Annotated in this window: 11 protein-coding genes and 1 pseudogene; 10 read left to right on the top strand and 2 right to left on the bottom strand. The window is 50.0% G+C overall.

What is annotated here, in order from left to right:
* Positions 1-2: 2 nt before the first annotated feature.
* Positions 3-1103: a Nif3-like dinuclear metal center hexameric protein gene (locus BMW71_RS20415; protein WP_092178169.1), complete on the bottom strand. Its 1101-nt coding sequence runs from the start codon at positions 1101-1103 to the stop codon at positions 3-5.
* 46 nt (positions 1104-1149) lie between these two features.
* Here BMW71_RS20415 and lpxK point away from each other — a divergent pair, with 46 nt between their 5' ends.
* The 8 genes from lpxK to BMW71_RS20460 all read left to right on the top strand — a co-directional run bounded on the left by lpxK (position 1150) and on the right by BMW71_RS20460 (position 14718).
* A complete protein-coding gene (lpxK, locus tag BMW71_RS20420; protein ID WP_092178171.1) occupies positions 1150-2217 on the top strand; it encodes a tetraacyldisaccharide 4'-kinase in 1068 nt (355 codons plus the stop codon).
* On the top strand, positions 2207-4129 hold the full coding sequence (locus tag BMW71_RS20425; RefSeq protein WP_317041166.1) for a putative porin: 1923 nt from the start codon (positions 2207-2209) through the stop codon (positions 4127-4129). Before lpxK ends, BMW71_RS20425 begins: the two co-directional genes overlap by 11 nt.
* A gap of 8 nt (positions 4130-4137) precedes the next feature.
* Positions 4138-4749, top strand: coding sequence for a MiaE family protein (miaE, locus tag BMW71_RS20430; protein WP_177179717.1), 612 nt, complete (start codon positions 4138-4140; stop codon positions 4747-4749).
* A gap of 113 nt (positions 4750-4862) precedes the next feature.
* On the top strand, positions 4863-6107 hold the full coding sequence (locus tag BMW71_RS20435; RefSeq protein WP_092178175.1) for an ABC transporter permease: 1245 nt from the start codon (positions 4863-4865) through the stop codon (positions 6105-6107).
* 12 nt (positions 6108-6119) lie between these two features.
* Positions 6120-7811 (top strand): GMC oxidoreductase, encoded by a 1692-nt coding sequence (locus tag BMW71_RS20440; RefSeq protein ID WP_092178177.1) that lies wholly within the window; start codon positions 6120-6122, stop codon positions 7809-7811.
* A 412-nt stretch (positions 7812-8223) separates the two neighbouring features.
* On the top strand, positions 8224-11283 hold the full coding sequence (locus BMW71_RS20445; RefSeq protein WP_092178179.1) for a SusC/RagA family TonB-linked outer membrane protein: 3060 nt from the start codon (positions 8224-8226) through the stop codon (positions 11281-11283).
* Positions 11284-11285: 2 nt separating this feature from the next.
* Positions 11286-12887, top strand: a complete 1602-nt coding sequence (locus tag BMW71_RS20450; RefSeq protein WP_174238278.1) for a SusD/RagB family nutrient-binding outer membrane lipoprotein — start codon at positions 11286-11288, stop codon at positions 12885-12887.
* A 277-nt stretch (positions 12888-13164) separates the two neighbouring features.
* Positions 13165-14718, top strand: a complete 1554-nt coding sequence (locus tag BMW71_RS20460) for a GH3 family acyl-acid amido synthetase (RefSeq protein WP_092178184.1) — start codon at positions 13165-13167, stop codon at positions 14716-14718.
* Positions 14719-14965: 247 nt separating this feature from the next.
* Here BMW71_RS20460 and BMW71_RS20465 read toward each other — a convergent pair.
* Positions 14966-15151, bottom strand: a pseudogene (locus BMW71_RS20465) (addiction module antidote protein); the annotation flags it as partial.
* Between the two features lie 350 nt (positions 15152-15501).
* Here BMW71_RS20465 and BMW71_RS20475 point away from each other — a divergent pair.
* Both BMW71_RS20475 and BMW71_RS20480 read left to right on the top strand, forming a co-directional pair.
* Entirely contained in the window at positions 15502-16002 is a 501-nt protein-coding gene (locus BMW71_RS20475; RefSeq protein ID WP_143057714.1) for a hypothetical protein, read from the top strand.
* Positions 16003-16225: 223 nt separating this feature from the next.
* A complete protein-coding gene (locus BMW71_RS20480) occupies positions 16226-17671 on the top strand; it encodes a hypothetical protein (protein WP_092178192.1) in 1446 nt (481 codons plus the stop codon).
* The last annotated feature ends 180 nt before the right edge of the window (positions 17672-17851 follow it).

Below are 17851 nucleotides of genomic sequence, written 5' to 3' on the forward strand. Positions count from 1 at the left end.
TACTAGAGGTAACTTATTGGATTTGTAACGATAGTTGTCAAATAGGTTGCAATATTACTAAATTTTTGCGACAATAAATCTTTTAAAAGTTCTTTTGTATAAATTTCACTTTCGTAATGCCCTATATCTGCGAGGGTGATTTGTCCGTCGGCGTCAAAAAATTCATGGTATTTGATATCTGCCGTGATGAATACATCCGCCTTTAAATAAATAGCGGCAGGAAGTAGGAAAATCCCGGCCCCGCCGCAAAGCGCTACCTGCTGAATTTTTTTGCCGGAAAGTGCCGTGTGTTTGAGCACCTGTAACCCCATCGTTTTTTTTACATGGTGTAAGAATTCCCGCTCTTCCATGGGTTCCGGAAGTTGACCGATCATACCCGAACCTACCTCCTGGTGTTCATTTTCCAGGGCTTGCAGGTAATAGGCAACTTCCTCGTAGGGGTGGGCCGCTTTCAGTGTTTGCACCATGCGGGCGCGCAGGTGGTTGGGAAACATGAGCTCCACGCGCACTTCTTCTACCCGGCTTTCTGTCCCAGCGGCGCCCAGGTAGGGGGTTGCGCCGTCCAAGGGCAAAAAGGTACCCGTTCCCGGGACCCGAAAGCTGCAGTGTGCATATTGACCGATTGTGCCTCCGCCCGCCTGATACAAGGAATGAAGCACCTCATCTGCATTTTCAGCCGGTATAAACGTGGTCAGTTTGGTTAAAATTCCTTTTTTCGGTGCTAAGATCCGGGGCTGTTGCAGGCCGATCTTTTGGGCGATCTTCTGATTAACCCCCTGCTGTACCGCGTCCAAATTGGTATGGATGGCATAGATGGCAACATCGTTTTTTATGGCCCGGATGATGGTTCGTTCGACGTAGGTTTTGCCGGTGAGGCTTTTAAGCCCTTTAAACAGAATGGGATGGTGAGCGATAATCAGGTTGCATCCCTTGTCTTTTGCTTCTTCTACGACCGCTTCCGTTGTGTCCAGCGCGCAAAGAATCCCGGAAACCTCCGCATCGGCGTCGCCGGTGATCAGGCGGGCGTTGTCGTAATGTTCCTGATAGGCGGGCGGTGCGATGGATTCCAAATGAGATATGACATCCTTAATCAAATAAACCATATATTTGCGTTTGTTTTTCCAATCAAACTTACAAAAAAAAACCACAATGCGCCTTTCTGAATCCTTGCTGTTTCCCTTTGCCTGCATGTATGGGGCAGCTACGGCGTTCAGAAACAAGATGTTTGATCTGGGCATGAAGAAAAGTCAGGCCTTCGACGTCCCCACCCTGGTCGTCGGGAATCTGGCCGTAGGCGGTACCGGCAAGACACCCTTTATCGAATTTCTGTTGCATCAGCTGGCCAATGATTACCGCCTGGCCGTTTTGAGCAGGGGGTACGGGCGAAAAACACGGGGGTTTTTGGTGGCCGATGACAGCACCGGCCCGTCCGAAATTGGGGACGAGCCTTCTCAGGTATACCAAAAGTATAAGGAGCGCGTGCGTGTCGCCGTTGGGGAAGAACGGGTACTCGCCATTCCCATGATCCTGGCCACCTGCGGCCCAGTGGAGGCCATTTTGTTGGACGACGCCTATCAACACCGGTACCTGGCGCCCGATTTGCGGATTCTGCTAACTACCTACGGGCGCCCCTTTTTTTCAGACAAACTGCTCCCGCAGGGAAGACTTCGGGAAAGCCGGAAAAATGCAAACCGGGCAGACATCGTGGTGGTCACCAAATGCCCCATGCCCTTGTCGCTGCAGGAGGAGGAACGGTACCGCCGGGAAATTCGCCGCTATGCCCGGGAAGGGGTGCCGATTTATTTTTCCGGACTTTCCTATGGCGAGCCCTACGGCATTGGGCCCCAGTCAGAAGCAATACCCCGGCATTTGATCCTGGTCACGGGTATCGTTGATCCGGGGCCGATTGTGGAAGAACTTTCAAAAAACCATACCGTATTGGAGGTGATGGCCTTTGCCGATCACCACCGCTATACGATGAACGACCTGCGAGCAATCCAGCAGACCTGTACGACATATCGGAAGTACGGTCCCGCCGTTTTGACCACAGAAAAAGATGCCGTAAAATTGAAAGATAAAGCGTTTCAGTCTGTGTTGGCGGAGATACCCGTTTTTGTTTTGCCCGTGGGGGTGACTATGGATTCCCGGGACAGGCAACAACTCCTGCAACAGGTGGAGCAAATGATAACCGACAAACAATTTGATAGTGAAGCATAGCAAGGGTATCTTTTTTGTAGCTTTTTTATTCGCAATGCTGTGTGGTCTGACGACCGCAGAGGCGCAGCAAAGCCCTCCGGCTGACGGAGAAGAGGGCCCCAGGAGGGGCTTGCTCGATGATTCTACAAAAATGGTCTACGGCCCCAATACCTCCCTGTACTTCTACGAGAAATACGTCCGGAACAATCGCTTTGAAAAGGTAGCGCTCGATACCTCCCTGACGGGTTTTCACAACTACGAGCCGGTAGCCGATACCTGGTATACCTATCAGGACCTTGGAAATCTGGGCACAGCCGCCCGTCCCATTTTTTACGAGGTACCCGTGCAGATCGGACGGACCTCCGGGTTTCATGCCTATGACCTGTATTACCATTCCCCCGATAGTATCCGGTACTTTGACACCAAATCACCGCATACCCACATCGCTGCATTTTTTGGTGGCGGCAACCGCAACAAGTTGGATGTGGAATTTGTACGAAATATCCAGCCAAACTGGAACGTGGGCATCGCCTACCGGACCATTCGCGCCCGGAAAACCCTGAACCCTACCCGAAGGGATGACAACAATGTGGTCAACGATTCCTACGAGATGCATACCAATTACGTGTCTCCTAACGGGAAATACCGATTGCTGGCAAGTTTTACACGGATGAAGCACAATGTCAACGAACAAGGCGGCATCATTCCTCCGGATGTCGACACCACTTCACTGTATTTCACCTATGAAGATTCCAAAGTCTGGTTGCGAAATTCGCGGGCCAGGGATTTGCGGCAGGCGTACCACCTCTACCAGCAATACGAAATCGTCAAAGGCTGGCAAGTCTACCAGGTATTTGATAAAAAGAAACAGGAGGTCACTTTCTTTTCAAACCTGGGGACTTCCGATTCCGATTTCTTCAACGAAAACCGGTTTAATTCCTCAGACAGCAGCTTGGTGCACAGCAAACCGGATACCACCAATAATCACAATCATTATTCGGAATGGAAAAACGAATTCGGCTTTAAAGGCGACCTGGGACCGGTGTATTACAATGCCTACATTAAGCTTCGCACCGGGCGCATGGCCAGCCGTTTTTTCTCCGAAAACAATTCGTTTACCGAGCTGTTTGTAGGGGGTGCGCTTCGGGGAGAAATCAATGAAAACTGGATCTTTGAGGCGGAAGGCGAATACCTGATTCCGGATGGGTACCGGATATCCGGATTGTTCATCTCGCCCTACCTGGATGTGCGGTATACCAAGGCACTCTACAAGCCGACACTCGCACAGGAACGGTATGCCGGCAACCATTACCGCTGGGATAATGATTTTTCCAACATAGGGGTGGACCAGATTAAAGGAACGATCAAGGTAAATCTGGGCAAAAGTACACTTCGCCCCAACCTGACCGTAAACAGAATCAATAATTACGTGTTTTACAATGAGGAGCAGGTACCCAATCAGGCAGGTTCGGAGGCCTTTATGGTCATTCCTGGATTCTCAGGAGATCTGGTGCTTTCGGGGAAATTTCATTGGGAGTCGGACGTTCGCTACACCCTCATTACCGGCGGGGCCGCCGATGCATTTCGGATTCCGGAATGGTTTATCAATTCCCGGATTTACTTTGATGGACCCTTGTTTGATGAAAATGTTTTCGTACAAATGGGGCTGGAAGTACGGTACCGTTCGGGCAACTTTGCCCCGGCGTACATGCCGGCTACCCAACAATTTCACCTGCAAAACGAATTCAACGTGTACGCCTATCCGGTAGCCGATGCCTTTTTAAATTTCCGGATTAACCGGACCCGTGTATTATTTCGTTACAACCACCTAAATGCCGGATTCATGGAGAACGATGGGTATTTTATCACCCCGGGATATACCGGGTTAAAGAACATGTTGGATTTGGGAATTAGCTGGTATTTCTTTGACTAAGGATAACGATGGACTGGAAAGAAACGACAAAAAATAAAATGTTGCGCTTGCAACTTCCCACCGATCCCCGCTGGGTGGATGTGGCGAAAATGAGCCTGGAAGCAATTTTGGTGGATCACGCGTATTGCGAACAAAAAGCCGCTTCTTCGTGCATCTCGTTGATTCTGAAGTTTCCCGAGTTTGACGTCATGGTGGATCGGCTCAGTCCCGTGGTAGCCGAGGAGTGGGCACATTTTGAAGCGGTCATGCAGCAAATCCGAAAACGCGGCTACCGATTTGGGCATCCTCGAAAGGATGCCTACGTGGTACAATTGCAGTCGTTTGTGCGAAAAGGGGGGAGTCGCACCGAGCAGCTCACGGAGCATTTGCTGATGAATGCGCTGATCGAAGCCCGGTCCTGTGAACGATTCAAGTTGCTTTCAAAAAACCTGCATGACGAGGAATTAAAACAATTCTACCACGAACTAATGGTTTCTGAGGCAGGGCACTACGTAAACTTTATTCAGTTGGCAAAGACCTATCAAGACCCGGAAAAAGTGGAAAAGCGCTGGAAAGAATGGTTGGATTTTGAAAAAGAGGTCATGACACACCTGGAAATCCGGGGAGATCGAATGCATTGAAGGCTTGCGCGGGTGTTAAAAAACCTGAAAAGCTTTGCCTAAAAACATTTTATGCGTAACATTAGAAAAATAGTTGGATCAGAAAATGAATTTTGGTCCGTATCGGTACAGACATGAATTTGATTGAAAATATTCGGGAGGCCTTTCGGTCGGTACGAACCAACCTTTTGCGCACGGTATTGACAGCCATGATCATCGCCATAGGTATCACCTCCTTGGTAGGCATGCTGACGGCCATCGACGCCATGAAGGCGCAGATTGAGGAGAGCCTTTCCGGTTTCGGGGCAAACAATTTCGATGTGAGGAGCCGGGGGTTTTCCGGGGGCAGGGCTACTACTGCCGGAGTAGCGCAGAAGAACTATCCAGCCATTTCTTTTCGGGAGGCGGAGGCCTTCAAAGAAAAATTCAATCAACGCGGAATTTCTACCATTACCACCAGTGTCACCGGTTCGGCGGAAGTTTCCAGGGGATCCAAAAAAACCAACCCCAATAGCCGAATTATTGGCGGGGACGAAAACTATTTTTTGATCAAAGGCATCGCCTTGGAGAAGGGAAGAAGCTTTAGCAATGTTGAAATCCAATACGGAAACAACGTGTGCGTAATAGGCACCGAGATTCAAAGCACCTTGTTTGAAGACGGAGAAAACCCCGTCAATCAACACCTGACGTTTTTTGGCAGAAGGTATACGATCGTTGGTGTCATGGAGCGTCAAGGCGGTGTGGGGGGGGATACCGGGCCGGATAGGGCCATTATCATCCCCATCCTCAATGCCAGAAACCTGGATCAGCGAGGCACTTTTCGGTATACGATAACGGTAGCCGGACAGGATCCACTCAAATTGGAATACGAAATGGGCCAGGCAACGGGTATCATGCGCGCTGTCCGGGAAGACGGGATTGGGATGGATGATTCCTTTGAAGTAGTAAAATCCCAAACCCTGGGAGAACGGTTAGAGGAAATCGCCGGATTCCTTCGGATTGGGGGTTTTGGAATCGGATTCATCACACTCCTGGGAGCAGCTATCGGCCTGATGAATATCATGTTGGTATCGGTGACCGAGCGCACCCGGGAAATCGGTATTCGGAAAGCCATGGGCGCTACGCCCAAATGGATCCGGCAACAATTCTTGATTGAAGCCATTGTTATATGTGTGATGGGAGGGCTTTTGGGCGTAGTGATGGGTATTGGCATTGGCAACCTGGTGGGAAATACCGTCGGGCCGGGCGGGTTCCTGGTTCCCTGGGTTTGGATCATTTTCGCCTTTGTTGTGTGCGTGGTTGTCGGTCTGGTCTCCGGACTTTTGCCTGCCTACAAAGCAAGCAGGCTGGATCCCATTGAGTCCTTGCGGTACGAATAAAGACGACGAATGATGACAAAGAATACATACGATGCCATTGTTATCGGCTCCGGGATTAGCGGAGGCTGGGCAGCGAAAGAACTGTGTGAAAAAGGAATGCAAACCCTTGTCCTGGAAAGGGGCAGGCAGGTAACCCACCGGGAGGATTATCCCACCATGCATACGCCTCCCTGGGAGTTTCCGCTACGGGGTCAGCTGCCCCTGGAACTCCGGAAAGAGAATCCCGTGGTTTCTCGTTGCTACGCGTTTAAGGACGATGCCGATCATTTTTTTGTCAAAGACAAGGAGCATCCCTACATTCAGGATAAGCCGTTTGACTGGATTCGTGGCTACCAGGTAGGGGGGAAGTCCCTGCTCTGGGCCCGACAAGTACAGCGGTGGAGTGCGTTTGACTTTGAAGGACCCGGAAGAGACGGTTTTGCGGTGGATTGGCCGATTCGGTACGAGGACATCGCGCCCTGGTACAGTTATGTGGAGCGGTTTATTGGCGTGAGTGGCAACAAAGACGGATTGGAAACGCTGCCCGATGGCGAGTTTTTACCGCCCTGGGAAATGAACACCGTTGAAAAACTGGTTCAGGAGCGAATCCTGGAAGCTTATCCTGACCGCAGATTTGTCATTGGACGCTGTGCCCATCTGACCCAACCGCAGCCGCATCACATCGCACAGGGAAGGGGACAGTGCATGGCCAGAAGCCTTTGTCAACGGGGCTGTCCCTTTGGTGCTTATTTCAGTTCCAACGCATCTACTTTGCCGGCTGCCGCTGCCACGGGTAATCTGACGCTGAGGCCTCATTCAGTAGTACATTCCCTGATATTCGACGATGCCAAAGGCAAAGTCACGGGGGTGCGCGTGGTCGATGCGCTGTCCAAAGAAACCACGGAGTATTTCGCTAAGATCGTTTTCGTGAACGCATCTGCGCTGAATTCGAACCTGATTTTGCTGAACTCCAAATCGGGCCGTTTCCCCCATGGCCTGGGCAACGACAACGGTCTGCTGGGAACGCATATTGCCTTTCACAATTACCGGGGTTCCATTTCGGCCCGAATGGAAGGGCACCTGGATTCCTATTACTATGGAAGGCGGCCTACTGCGGTCATGTTGCCTAATTTTAGGAATGTAAAAAAACAGGAAATGGACTTTCTGCGGGGGTACATGAGTTTTTATTCTGCAGGAAGAAGTGGTTGGGGAGGAGCCCGTTCGGAAGATTTTGGTGCGGAGTTTAAAGCAGCCAACGCCGAGGCGGGGCCCTGGGGCATCTACATGATGATGCAGGGAGAGACCATCCCCAAGCAAAGCAATCGGGTTTACCTGGACGAGACCCTCACCGACGAATGGGGGATGCCCCAGTTGCGTGTGGACGTGGGCTACGACGATAACGACGAAAAATCCCTCCGGGACTTTTTGGATCAGGGAGCCGAAATGCTGGAAAAAGCGGGATGCAAAGACATTCGCCAAAACGATAGCGGACAGGCACCCGGCTTGGATATCCACGAAATGGGTGGCGTACGGATGGGAAGGGACCCTCAAACCTCGCTGCTGGGAAAATTTCACCAGATGCATGCCTGCCCGAATGTCTACGTTACCGACGGAGCTTCCATGACGTCTACCGGCACCCAAAACCCCAGCCTGACCTACATGGCCTTTACCGCCCGGGCAGTAGACCATGCGGTAGCGGCATTAAAACGGGGTGATTTAACCTGATACGTTCCCGCACGCATGCGTTTTATTCGGTAGGAAGCTGTACTAATCCGATTTTTTTACCCAAATTCCACAAATTTCATCAATAATGTGTGGCCTATACACACATTTAGCGGAAACTTTCAAAAAAATCACAGTCACTTTGTATATAATCTTTAAAAAGATCCGGTTTTTTTTATAAAAAAAATACAAATTTCTTTTCTAAGAGTTTAGGATTTACCTATCTTTATGCCAACTAAGCTCATTGGTAGACTTAACGGGTAATTTCTTTGGCGGCAAACGATCTGCGGTGTAAGCAATGCGCTATTAAGTCATAAGTATCAATTAGTCAACTAGTTACGTTTCTTAAGAGGTTTCTTGCGGAAAGTTCGGTGAAACGGTTTCAACAATCTATTCCTAACATTATTAATCAGTTATGAGAAAAATTTTATCAATCTCGTACGGCTTGGCTTTGCTGCTCTTTTTGAGCTTCGAAGGTCATGCCCAAACACGTACCCTGACAGGTACGGTCGTGTCGGAGGCCGATGGCATGCCAATCCCTGGCGTATCGGTGCTGGACAAGACCAATCAAACCGGAACGGCCACGGATATGGACGGAAACTATTCCATCGGCGTGACCGACAACACGGTTTTGGTATTTTCATTCATTGGCTTTGCCAGCCAGGAATACACTGTCGGCAATCGTTCCCGACTGGACGTTGAACTCAGCGAGGACGCAAGTGAGTTGAACGAAGTAGTGGTGACCGCTCTGGGTTTGACCAAAGAAAAACGAAAATTGGGGTACGCGGTCTCCACGATCAGTAGCGACGTGATGGACAAGGCGCGTGAGCCAAACGTAGCCAACTCATTGATCGGCCAGGTAGCCGGTCTGGTGGTGAAGGGTACCAATGGCGGACCGCAGGGTTCTTCCAATATCGTGCTTCGGGGTCTTCCCAGCATCTCGGGAACGGGATCTCCGCTATTCGTTATCAACGGCGTACCCATGGACAATACCCAGCGGGGAGCTGCCGGGCAATGGGGCGGATCGGACAATGGCGACGGTATCGGTAACTTAAGTCCGGATGATATCGAATCCATGACGGTACTGAAAGGACAGGCAGCTTCTGCACTGTACGGTGCCAGGGCTTCCAATGGTGTCATCTTGGTAACGACCAAAAGTGCAAAAAAAGGTGAAGATTGGGCCCTGTCTTACAACCTAAACGTAATGACCGATCAGGCGATGGATTTCACCAATTTCCAAAACGAATATGGTCAGGGTAGAGGCGGACGTAGGCCCCAATCGGCTTCCGACGCGCGTACTACAGGTAGGTTTGCCTGGGGTGAGCCCATGGGAGGTTCTGCGATCGCATACGATGGCAATCAGTATCCCTATGTTCCTTCTGACGAAACTTACCTGGATTTCTACGATGTAGGTACCAACGTGACCAATACGGTAGCGGTATCAAAAGGCCTGGGCGATGACGGTGCCTTCCGACTGTCCCTATCCAATTTGAACTCCAATTCCATTGTTCCAAATAGTGGAAATGACCGGTTGAATATCAATTTGAATGTGGATCAGAACATTACGGATAAACTCAATGTGTCCGCAATGATCAATTACATTGACCAGAAAAGTACCAACATTCCAAATTTGAGTGACGGTCCGAAAAATCCGAATAACTTCTTGTTCCTGGCACCGAACGTAGCGCCCAGCATTTTTGCTCCGGGCTATGACGAAGAAGGACGGGAGATCGTATTCAGTGACGATATCTTCGTGACCAACCCGTATTTTATCGCCAATAAGGGGATAAACGACCGGGGTAGAAAGCGAACCATCTCCACGCTGTCTGCAAAGTACAGCTTCGCACCGAAAATTTATGCCTTGCTCCGGGTTGGTAATGACGTGTCCAACGACGACTTTTTCTCCGTGGACCCTACCGGACTGGCCTATTCTTCCGACTTGAAAGGAAACTTGAATGGCAGAGGTCTCTCTACCCGATCGGAATTAAACGTGGATGCCTTGTTTGGCGCAGACCTGATGCTGACCAACGACATCTCGCTCGATGCATTGGCTGGCGGAACCTTCCGGAACAACCGATTTGAGCAGGTAGGCGTGGGAGGAACCCGATTTGTAATCCCCGAGTTGTACTCGCCATTCAACGTGGAGGTGTTTAACCGTTCCTACGGATTCAACGAACGGGAAGTGGTTTCTGGATTTTATTCCATGGGCTTCGGCTACAAGGATTACCTTACCTTGACCACCACCGGACGATACGATGTCTACAGTACCTTGCCTACGGATAACAACAGCATTTTCTCTCCATCGGTGACGGGTGCATTCCTGTTTGATCAGTTTTTGAATGTTCCTGCGTTGGACTTCGGTAAACTTCGTGCTTCCTATGCGGTAACGAGTGGAGAGCCGTTTGCGGCTTATCAGACACAGTTTTACTACAACTCGGCCAATTCCTTCAATGGCGTGGCTGCGGGATCTTCTCCCCTGGGATTGCCCAACCTGTTCTTGAAACCGTTTACTACGGATGAAATTGAATTCGGGTTTGACTTGAGTTTCTATAACAGTCGATTGACGTTTGACGTGGCGTACTTTTCCAAAACCACCAATAACGAGATCATGAATGCCAGCTACAGCATCGCCTCTGGCTTCAGCAGTGCAGTAGTAGCCACCGGTTCGACCAACAACAAAGGATTGGAAGTAATGATCACCGGCGTTCCGATTCAGACCAGCGATTTCACCTGGAGGACGTCGTTGAATTTCACCAACGTGAGAAACGAAGTATTGAGCACGAATCTGGACAACAACCCGATCAACCTCGGACAGAACAGGGCTACCCTGGGAAATGCCGTAACGGCCTACGTTCCCGGACTTCCCGGTCCCCAGATACGGGCCTACGATTACCAGTACGATGCCAATGGCGATATCGTCGTGAACGATGCAGGCCTGCCGGTTAGAGGAGAACTCAAAAACTGGGGTTCGGTACTTCCAACCCATTACGGTGGATGGAATAACGAATTCAATTACAAAGGAATCGGTTTCTCGTTTTTGGTGGATTACAGCTTTGGAAACAAGGTATTGTCTGCAACGGAGTTTTATTCGCATTTCCGCGGATTGCACCAAAATACCCTGGTGGGTAGAGAAGAGGGCATAACCACGAACGAAATTACCGCTCCGGCAGAAAACTATTACCAGGCCCTCGTACAAAACGTGACGCGTACCAGCGTCGTGGACGGCGATTTTATCAAACTCCGGCAGTTGACCCTGGGGTATACCTTCCCGCAGAAGTGGTTTAATTCCGTACCGGTATTCAAGGGGTTGACGGCTTCACTGGTCGGACGAAACCTGGCGATTTTAATGAGAAAGACGGATAATATCGATCCCGAGGCAACATTTGGATCCAACATCAATTACCTCGGTATAGAAGGTACCAGTTTGCCTCCTACCCGTTCCATTGGATTCAATTTAAATTTCAAATTGCACTAATCATGAAAAAGTACATAAGTTTATTTCTTCTAAGCAGCTTTCTGGTGGTCACCTCCTGTGACGACCGATTTGCAGAGCTGAATACGGATCCCAACAGGCCCGGTGCAGATGTTTTCGATCCGAACCTGATTTTGCCGGTGGCCACCTATGGCTATGGCAACATGCTAACGGGCTATTCGGGACCGATTTTGTTTCAAAGTATGTGGATTCAGTCCCTGGCTTCTACCTCCACCGGAGGGGCCAATTACTATTCGAACGCAGATAAGTACGTGATTTCCGGAAGTACCAACTCCTATATTCAGGGCGTTTGGAACAACGGCTATCAAATCGCTTCCCGTATCAATCAGATGCAGAGCCTTGCCCGAACCAAGGATCTAAGCAATCTGGATGCCGTGGGCGGGATTTTCAAAGCAAGCACCTTGGCCTTTGTGTCGGATGTATACGGGGATGTTCCTTACACCGAAGGGCTGCAGGCAGAAGAGGGAATCACCCAACCCAAGTACGACAGCCAATCGGAAGCCTACATGGCCATGTTGACTGATCTGGAGACTTCCCTTGCTAGTTTGAATCCAGCAGGCGACCCCATCCGTAACGACGTGATGTATGGGGGGGACCTGGAAAAATGGCGGAAGTTTGGCTACTCCGTGATGCTAAAAATGGCGCTGCGCCTTGTGAAGGTGGATCCTGCTGCCGCTCAGACATGGGTGCAAAAAGCGGTCGCCGGCGGGGTGTTTACTTCCCCGGATGACGACGCGCTGATACCTTCCGATCAGGCAAATGGCTATTCCAACCAAAGTGCCAACGCACTGAACGTGGTGGATGACATCTACGAAGTAAGGTGGTCCGATAAAACGATCGACTTCCTGCAAGCCACCAACGATCCACGACTATCCATTGTTGCCGAGGTACCCCCTGCGGGACTGGCTGCCAATAGAGACGGCGTGGTGGAAGGAAACAGCGATCCGGCCGTTCAAATCGGCCTGCCCAATGGCTTTGACCTGACCGGAGGCGCGTTTGATATTACCACGCATCCGGAGTACCCCGGACCAACCGGTACAGGTGGAGATATCGCCATCATTGGCGCCTATTCCCGACCAACGGCAATTTACAGAGACCGGGATGCGCCCGTATTCGCGCTAACCTACGCAGAAGTACAACTGCTGTTGGCCGATGCCGCCGTGCGCGGTTTGGCTTCCGGCTCAGCAGCCGAGTATTACAAAAATGGCGTGGAAGCGGCCTTTGTTTCCATCGGTAAATTTGGAGGCAGAACCGTAGCTATCGAAGACATCACGGACTATACGGATGCCAATCCACTGGATCAGTCTACCACAGACGCTTCGCTGAAAATGATCAACGAACAAATCTGGGTTACCACCAGTCTTTTTGCCAATTTCGTGGAGGCATGGAATAACTGGAAACGAACCGGTTATCCTGAGTTGACGCCCGTTAACTTTCCGGGTAACTTTTCCTCTGGTCAGATTCCTCGCCGACAGCCTTATCCAGCCGGTGAAAGCGGAGTAAACGGGGAATCCCTGAATGCCGCCGTTTCCCGAATGGGAGGCGATGATTGGATCACACGTACCTGGTGGGACGGAGGAAATTAATTCCTTCCTGACTCAGGGTTACTATCCCAAGCAGAGGTTTCGATTCGCGTCGAAACCTCTGTTTTTTTTTGCCCGTTTTCTGCCGAACGAATTGAAACGTAACAACGGGTTTCGAGTCAGGCGCTCCTACGATCGATGAGTCAAATTTGGTTGGATTTTTTTTCCAGGTATCCCAAGGCGGGTCCAGGGTTACCGGATAGGTAAAAATATTTTTTGAATGATTGCTAGGTAGTTGCATGCAATCCAGTAAATTTGATCAAATCGTCATCTCAGGAAAATGGCTATCCTTGGTACATTGCTTAAAAAAGGTATTCGCCTGCGGGAATCCCTGGAGCAGGAATACAGTTCTCCGCGTGAATTGCAAAAGCAGGAACTGAAAAAGCTGATGATACGGGCCAGGGACACCGAATTCGGAAAAAAATACGAATTTGATCACATCCTGCGAGCGTTTAAAACGAGCAACGATGATTTTTACCGGGCATTTTCTTCCCGGGTTCCCCGGTACGATTACGAAAAGATGTATGCGGAATGGTGGTTCCGACTAAAGGAGGGAAGTAAAAACCTTACCTGGCCGGGAGCCATCCGGTATTTTGCCCTGACCTCCGGCACCTCCGGTGCGGCCTCAAAATACATCCCGATCAGTAAAGACATGGTGAGGGCGATACGCAAAACCGGCGTTCGGCAAATCCTCTCCTTATCGAAATACGATCTTCCGGATGAGTTATTTACCAAGGGCATTTTGATGTTGGGAGGAAGCACGGATTTGGAATTCAATGGGACGTTTTTTTCGGGAGACCTGAGTGGGATTACCACCGGAAAACTCCCGGTCTGGTTCCAGCGCTTTTACAAGCCGGGCAAGAAAATTTCCAGGAATAAAAACTGGGGAGAGAAAATCGATCGCATTGTAGAAATGGCACCCAACTGGGATATTGGGATCATCGTGGGGGTTCCTGCCTGGCTACAGATCTTGCTGGAGAAAATTGTTGCCACCTATCGGGTGGACAGTATCCACGCAATCTGGCCCAACCTACGAATTTTTGTTCACGGCGGGGTTTCCTTTGAACCCTACCGGAAGGGGTTCGAAAAATTGCTGGGTAGGCCTTTGATCTACATGGAAACCTACCTGGCTTCCGAGGGCTTTTTGGCTTTTCAGGCCCTACCGGATCGGAAATCCATGCGCCTGGTGCTGAACAACGGGATTTTTTACGAATTTATTCCCTTTACCGACGCCAACTTCGACGAAAATGGGGACATGCATCCCGAAGCCCAAACGCTGTCAATCGATCAGGTGCATCCGCATACCGACTATGCCTTGCTTATTAGCACCTGTGCCGGTGCCTGGCGATACCTGATAGGCGATGTGATCCGGTTTGATTCGGTTTTGGAGAGTGAAATACGGATCACCGGACGCACGAAGCATTTTCTGAGTTTGTGCGGAGAGCATTTGTCCATGGACAACATGAACCGCGCGATGGAGTTGGTGTCCAGGGAGCTGACTATGAATAGCTCCGAGTTTACCGTGTTGGGCTTGCCGGATGGTGCCCTGTTTATGCATCATTGGTTTGTGGGCACCGAGGACGAGGTAGATGCGCAGCAACTGATGGACCGCATCGACTCGACGCTAAAGCGGCTGAACGACGATTACGCCGTAGAGCGGGCCCATGCCCTTAAAAAAGTGGTTCTGACCAAGCTACCCGGTTCCTTTTTTTACGACTGGCTGCGGTCCCAGGGAAAAGAAGGCGGTCAAAACAAATTTCCCCGGGTATTGAAAGGGGCGAAGGCCGAGGCCTGGTTGGCCTTTGTTCGGGAGCGAGGCATTCGGCTCGATTAGCCGCAGGGAAACTAGCGGATGGAGGCTGCTGGGAACGAACTCGGTATAGGTGTCCTTGGGTTGGGCGGAGGATTCGACCAGCAAAGGTAGGAATAGCCCGCCTGTCCGTGTGGCCAGTGCCTGTGCTGCTGATCGATTCCTTCAATCCGGGGTGATTTCCTACTGAAACGGCCCCGGGTAAGATGTCGTAAACGACCTTAGGAGCTTACGCATTGTATCCATTGTTGTGGTGTCGTTTTTTATTTTTTTAAGCACTTGGTCTCGCATTTATTTGTCCACCAATAGCTTTTAAAACGTTCATGATTGTCTCGAATGGTGGGTTCGCTCCATCAGCTAATGCTTTGTAAAGACTCGGTCTGCTCATTCCAGTTTTTTCTGCAATTTTTGTCATCCCGATAGCTTTTGCAATGTGTCCGATACCTTGTTGGACCTTTCGCCCATTGCCTTTTACTTCGGGTAAAGGGGGTGATTCCGTAGCTTATTCGAAAAAATTTGCAGCTCATCCGTAGATTAATGGGGTTTACCACAAATGGCCTTACTCCCAGATAAGCCATCTTTACGGAATTGTAGGGCAGCTTGCCGAATTTTAGACCGATTCATACCCTGGGGATGGGTACATTGGATCAAGAATCAGCCACAGATCGACAGGTAGTAGCGGTAAAAAAACGGCCCGGTTGCGGGGTGCCCCGTTGATCCCGCTTCCATCAATCGTGGATTGCTTCGTGGGTACCGATGCATCGTGGACCGAAACACTAATGAATTTACAAAAAAAAATGAAAGAAAATGAAAACATCCAGAAAAATACTACTATTGATCGCGCTGGTTGCACAATGCGTTGTTTTGCTGTCTTGTGAAGAGGACGAACCGGAGGAGAATTGCCTATCGTTTTCAAACGTATCGGAAAGCTATTTTTCATTCAATGGATCCAATTACGATGTGTCCGTCAATGACCTGGAAGATTTCGTTATTTGCTCCAGCAATACGATTGATGCGTTTTGGTCCGCTAACAACACGAATGAAATAACTTTTGGTTTTGATCGGTTCAATGCCCTTTCAACAATCTCAGTGGACCAGAGCACGGGGATGCCAAATTTCTCCCTTCTAATGACACAAAACACCTCGCTAAATAATCAGAAAACCTATGTAGCAGTAGCAGGGGAGGTTTCCCCGTGTCGGGGAGGGTACGTCTTCTCCGTGGATATGCAGGAGCTAGCCGATGCATCTGACCTTACCTCCACCAGGGGTAACGCTATTCGACTAGAGGGGTTTGTTACATGCCCGTAAAATCGAGTCTGCCTAAGCTAGCCAGGCATAACCTACCCGCCATTGCGTGGGATGCCCGGATAACGATTCGGGGGGAAGCGTGCAACCTGCCTGCCGGTAGGGATTCTCCCAATTCTGATTGGGACAGGCTATTCCGAACTTTGGAGCGGGACAAGTTCTGATCGCTAAGAAACACTGATAGACGCATGCAATAAAAAATTGTACACTAAAATTTACTGAGAAAATGGAACGTATAAAAAACCTACTGTTGCTTGTTTTATTGGGCTTTTTGCTGATACCTGCACACGGGCAGGATATTGGAAATTGGGGAAGAGCCTACAGGCCCACTCCCGATAAGTCAGATAGTTATTACAACCGGCAAGCCAATCGGTACGAGAAAGAGGGGGACCTTTTGGCCGCGGTCGCCAATGCTGCGTTGGCGCTTAAGCTAGCGGACAAAAAAAGGCAGACACGAAGGGCGCAGGAGACGCTACACAATTTTTATGAAAAAGCGCTGGAAGAGAGTATTGAGGAAGTAAAATCTACGAAGGAAGGATTCAGCACAACGGAAGGAGAGGAAAGGGTGCTCGCTGCTAGCGGCATTGCCACCACCTATAAAACGCTGTCCGGTACCATGGAAGTGCTCAAAGAGATTCCCAAGGATAAGTTGAAAATGAAAAAGGTGGGCACGCTTTCTTTTGAGATTCTGGACTTTTCAGCAGAGATTACTGAGGCCGATCGAGAGCTTAGCCGAGCCATTGACGACGCAGCTGCTTACTATTACCGGTTGGGCACGGAATTAATGACGCAGGCGGACAGCACCTATGCAGCGGACACCACCGGCACGGAAGTGGAGGGCGAGCCGGATCTTTCGCATGAGGAACGGATGTCAATAATTAGGAAGAATAAGGCGGCGGCAAAGAGGTTTTTGAAATCCATGGAATTTCGCCGCGGGTATAAAGACGCGCCCGAAAAGTATGCCTTGGCGAAAGATCTTGGAACCACCCGAATTGTAGCCATGGCTTTTGAAGAACAATACAACAAAAGTGCCTATGGAGAAGAATTGGGCGCCAGTGTGGCGAATCGTGTGGCAGTAGCATTGAGGGAAAAAGACTACCAGTTTTTAGAAGTAAGGAGTAGGGCCATACAGGGTATTCGTTTTGTGGAAGCCTCCGGCCCGGAAGAAAACACGTTGGAGTACCTTATGGCGAATCGTGAGGGTTCCCATGTTGCATTGATAGGCGTGCTGACCGCTATCCGGGTAGAACGCAACCGGGCGAAGCCGGTAGTGGACGAGTTGGAGAGGGAAGTTGTGGTTGAAAAACAAACCTATACCGACAGTGACGGTAACGAAAAAGTAAGGGAGATCAAGAAGACGGTTCGGGCAACACTCACTACCTATAGCAAGAGTATGGAGGTCGTTGTAGGGGGTACCTACCAAATTGTTTCGTTGATCAATGGAGAAGTGCTAAAGTCGGGAGAGATTACAGGTACGGATACTTTCGTTTATAACTGGGGGACCTTTAGGGGAGATAAGCGTGCATTGAGCGGCTACCAGCAATCATTGGCAGAGAGGGAAGAATTAGATTATCCAAAAACAGCACCTATGGTCAAGGAGGCAGCTAATCGGCTGAGTAACAATATTGCCGACGATGTGGAATCGCAATACGTAGCGTTTGTTGGCCGGTAAGTAACCCGGTACCGGGCAAACCTCTTTCTCCCACCGCCAACGGTTGGTTTATTGGAATAGAAGCAGCAAAACTACTCCCTTTGATTCAGGCTGCGTATATGCTCCGATCGCTAACGGATTAGGTCCGGGAGCATGATCGGTGGCAGCTTGTTTCCGGTGCTTAGTTTCCGGCATTCCTGC

This window comes from Cyclobacterium xiamenense, assembly GCF_900109255.1.
Classification (GTDB): domain Bacteria; phylum Bacteroidota; class Bacteroidia; order Cytophagales; family Cyclobacteriaceae; genus Cyclobacterium; species Cyclobacterium xiamenense.

Excerpts from the sequence above, each read along its gene's own strand:
- BMW71_RS20415 (WP_092178169.1), bottom strand. The coding sequence starts at position 1,103 with ATGGTTTATTTGATTAAGGATGTCATATCTCATTTGGAATCCATCGCA.
- lpxK (WP_092178171.1), top strand. The coding sequence starts at position 1,150 with ATGCGCCTTTCTGAATCCTTGCTGTTTCCCTTTGCCTGCATGTATGGG.
- miaE (WP_177179717.1), top strand. The coding sequence starts at position 4,138 with ATGGACTGGAAAGAAACGACAAAAAATAAAATGTTGCGCTTGCAACTT.
- BMW71_RS20435 (WP_092178175.1), top strand. The coding sequence starts at position 4,863 with ATGAATTTGATTGAAAATATTCGGGAGGCCTTTCGGTCGGTACGAACC.
- BMW71_RS20440 (WP_092178177.1), top strand. The coding sequence starts at position 6,120 with ATGACAAAGAATACATACGATGCCATTGTTATCGGCTCCGGGATTAGC.
- BMW71_RS20445 (WP_092178179.1), top strand. The coding sequence starts at position 8,224 with ATGAGAAAAATTTTATCAATCTCGTACGGCTTGGCTTTGCTGCTCTTT.
- BMW71_RS20450 (WP_174238278.1), top strand. The coding sequence starts at position 11,286 with ATGAAAAAGTACATAAGTTTATTTCTTCTAAGCAGCTTTCTGGTGGTC.
- BMW71_RS20460 (WP_092178184.1), top strand. The coding sequence starts at position 13,165 with ATGGCTATCCTTGGTACATTGCTTAAAAAAGGTATTCGCCTGCGGGAA.
- BMW71_RS20475 (WP_143057714.1), top strand. The coding sequence starts at position 15,502 with ATGAAAACATCCAGAAAAATACTACTATTGATCGCGCTGGTTGCACAA.
- BMW71_RS20480 (WP_092178192.1), top strand. The coding sequence starts at position 16,226 with ATGGAACGTATAAAAAACCTACTGTTGCTTGTTTTATTGGGCTTTTTG.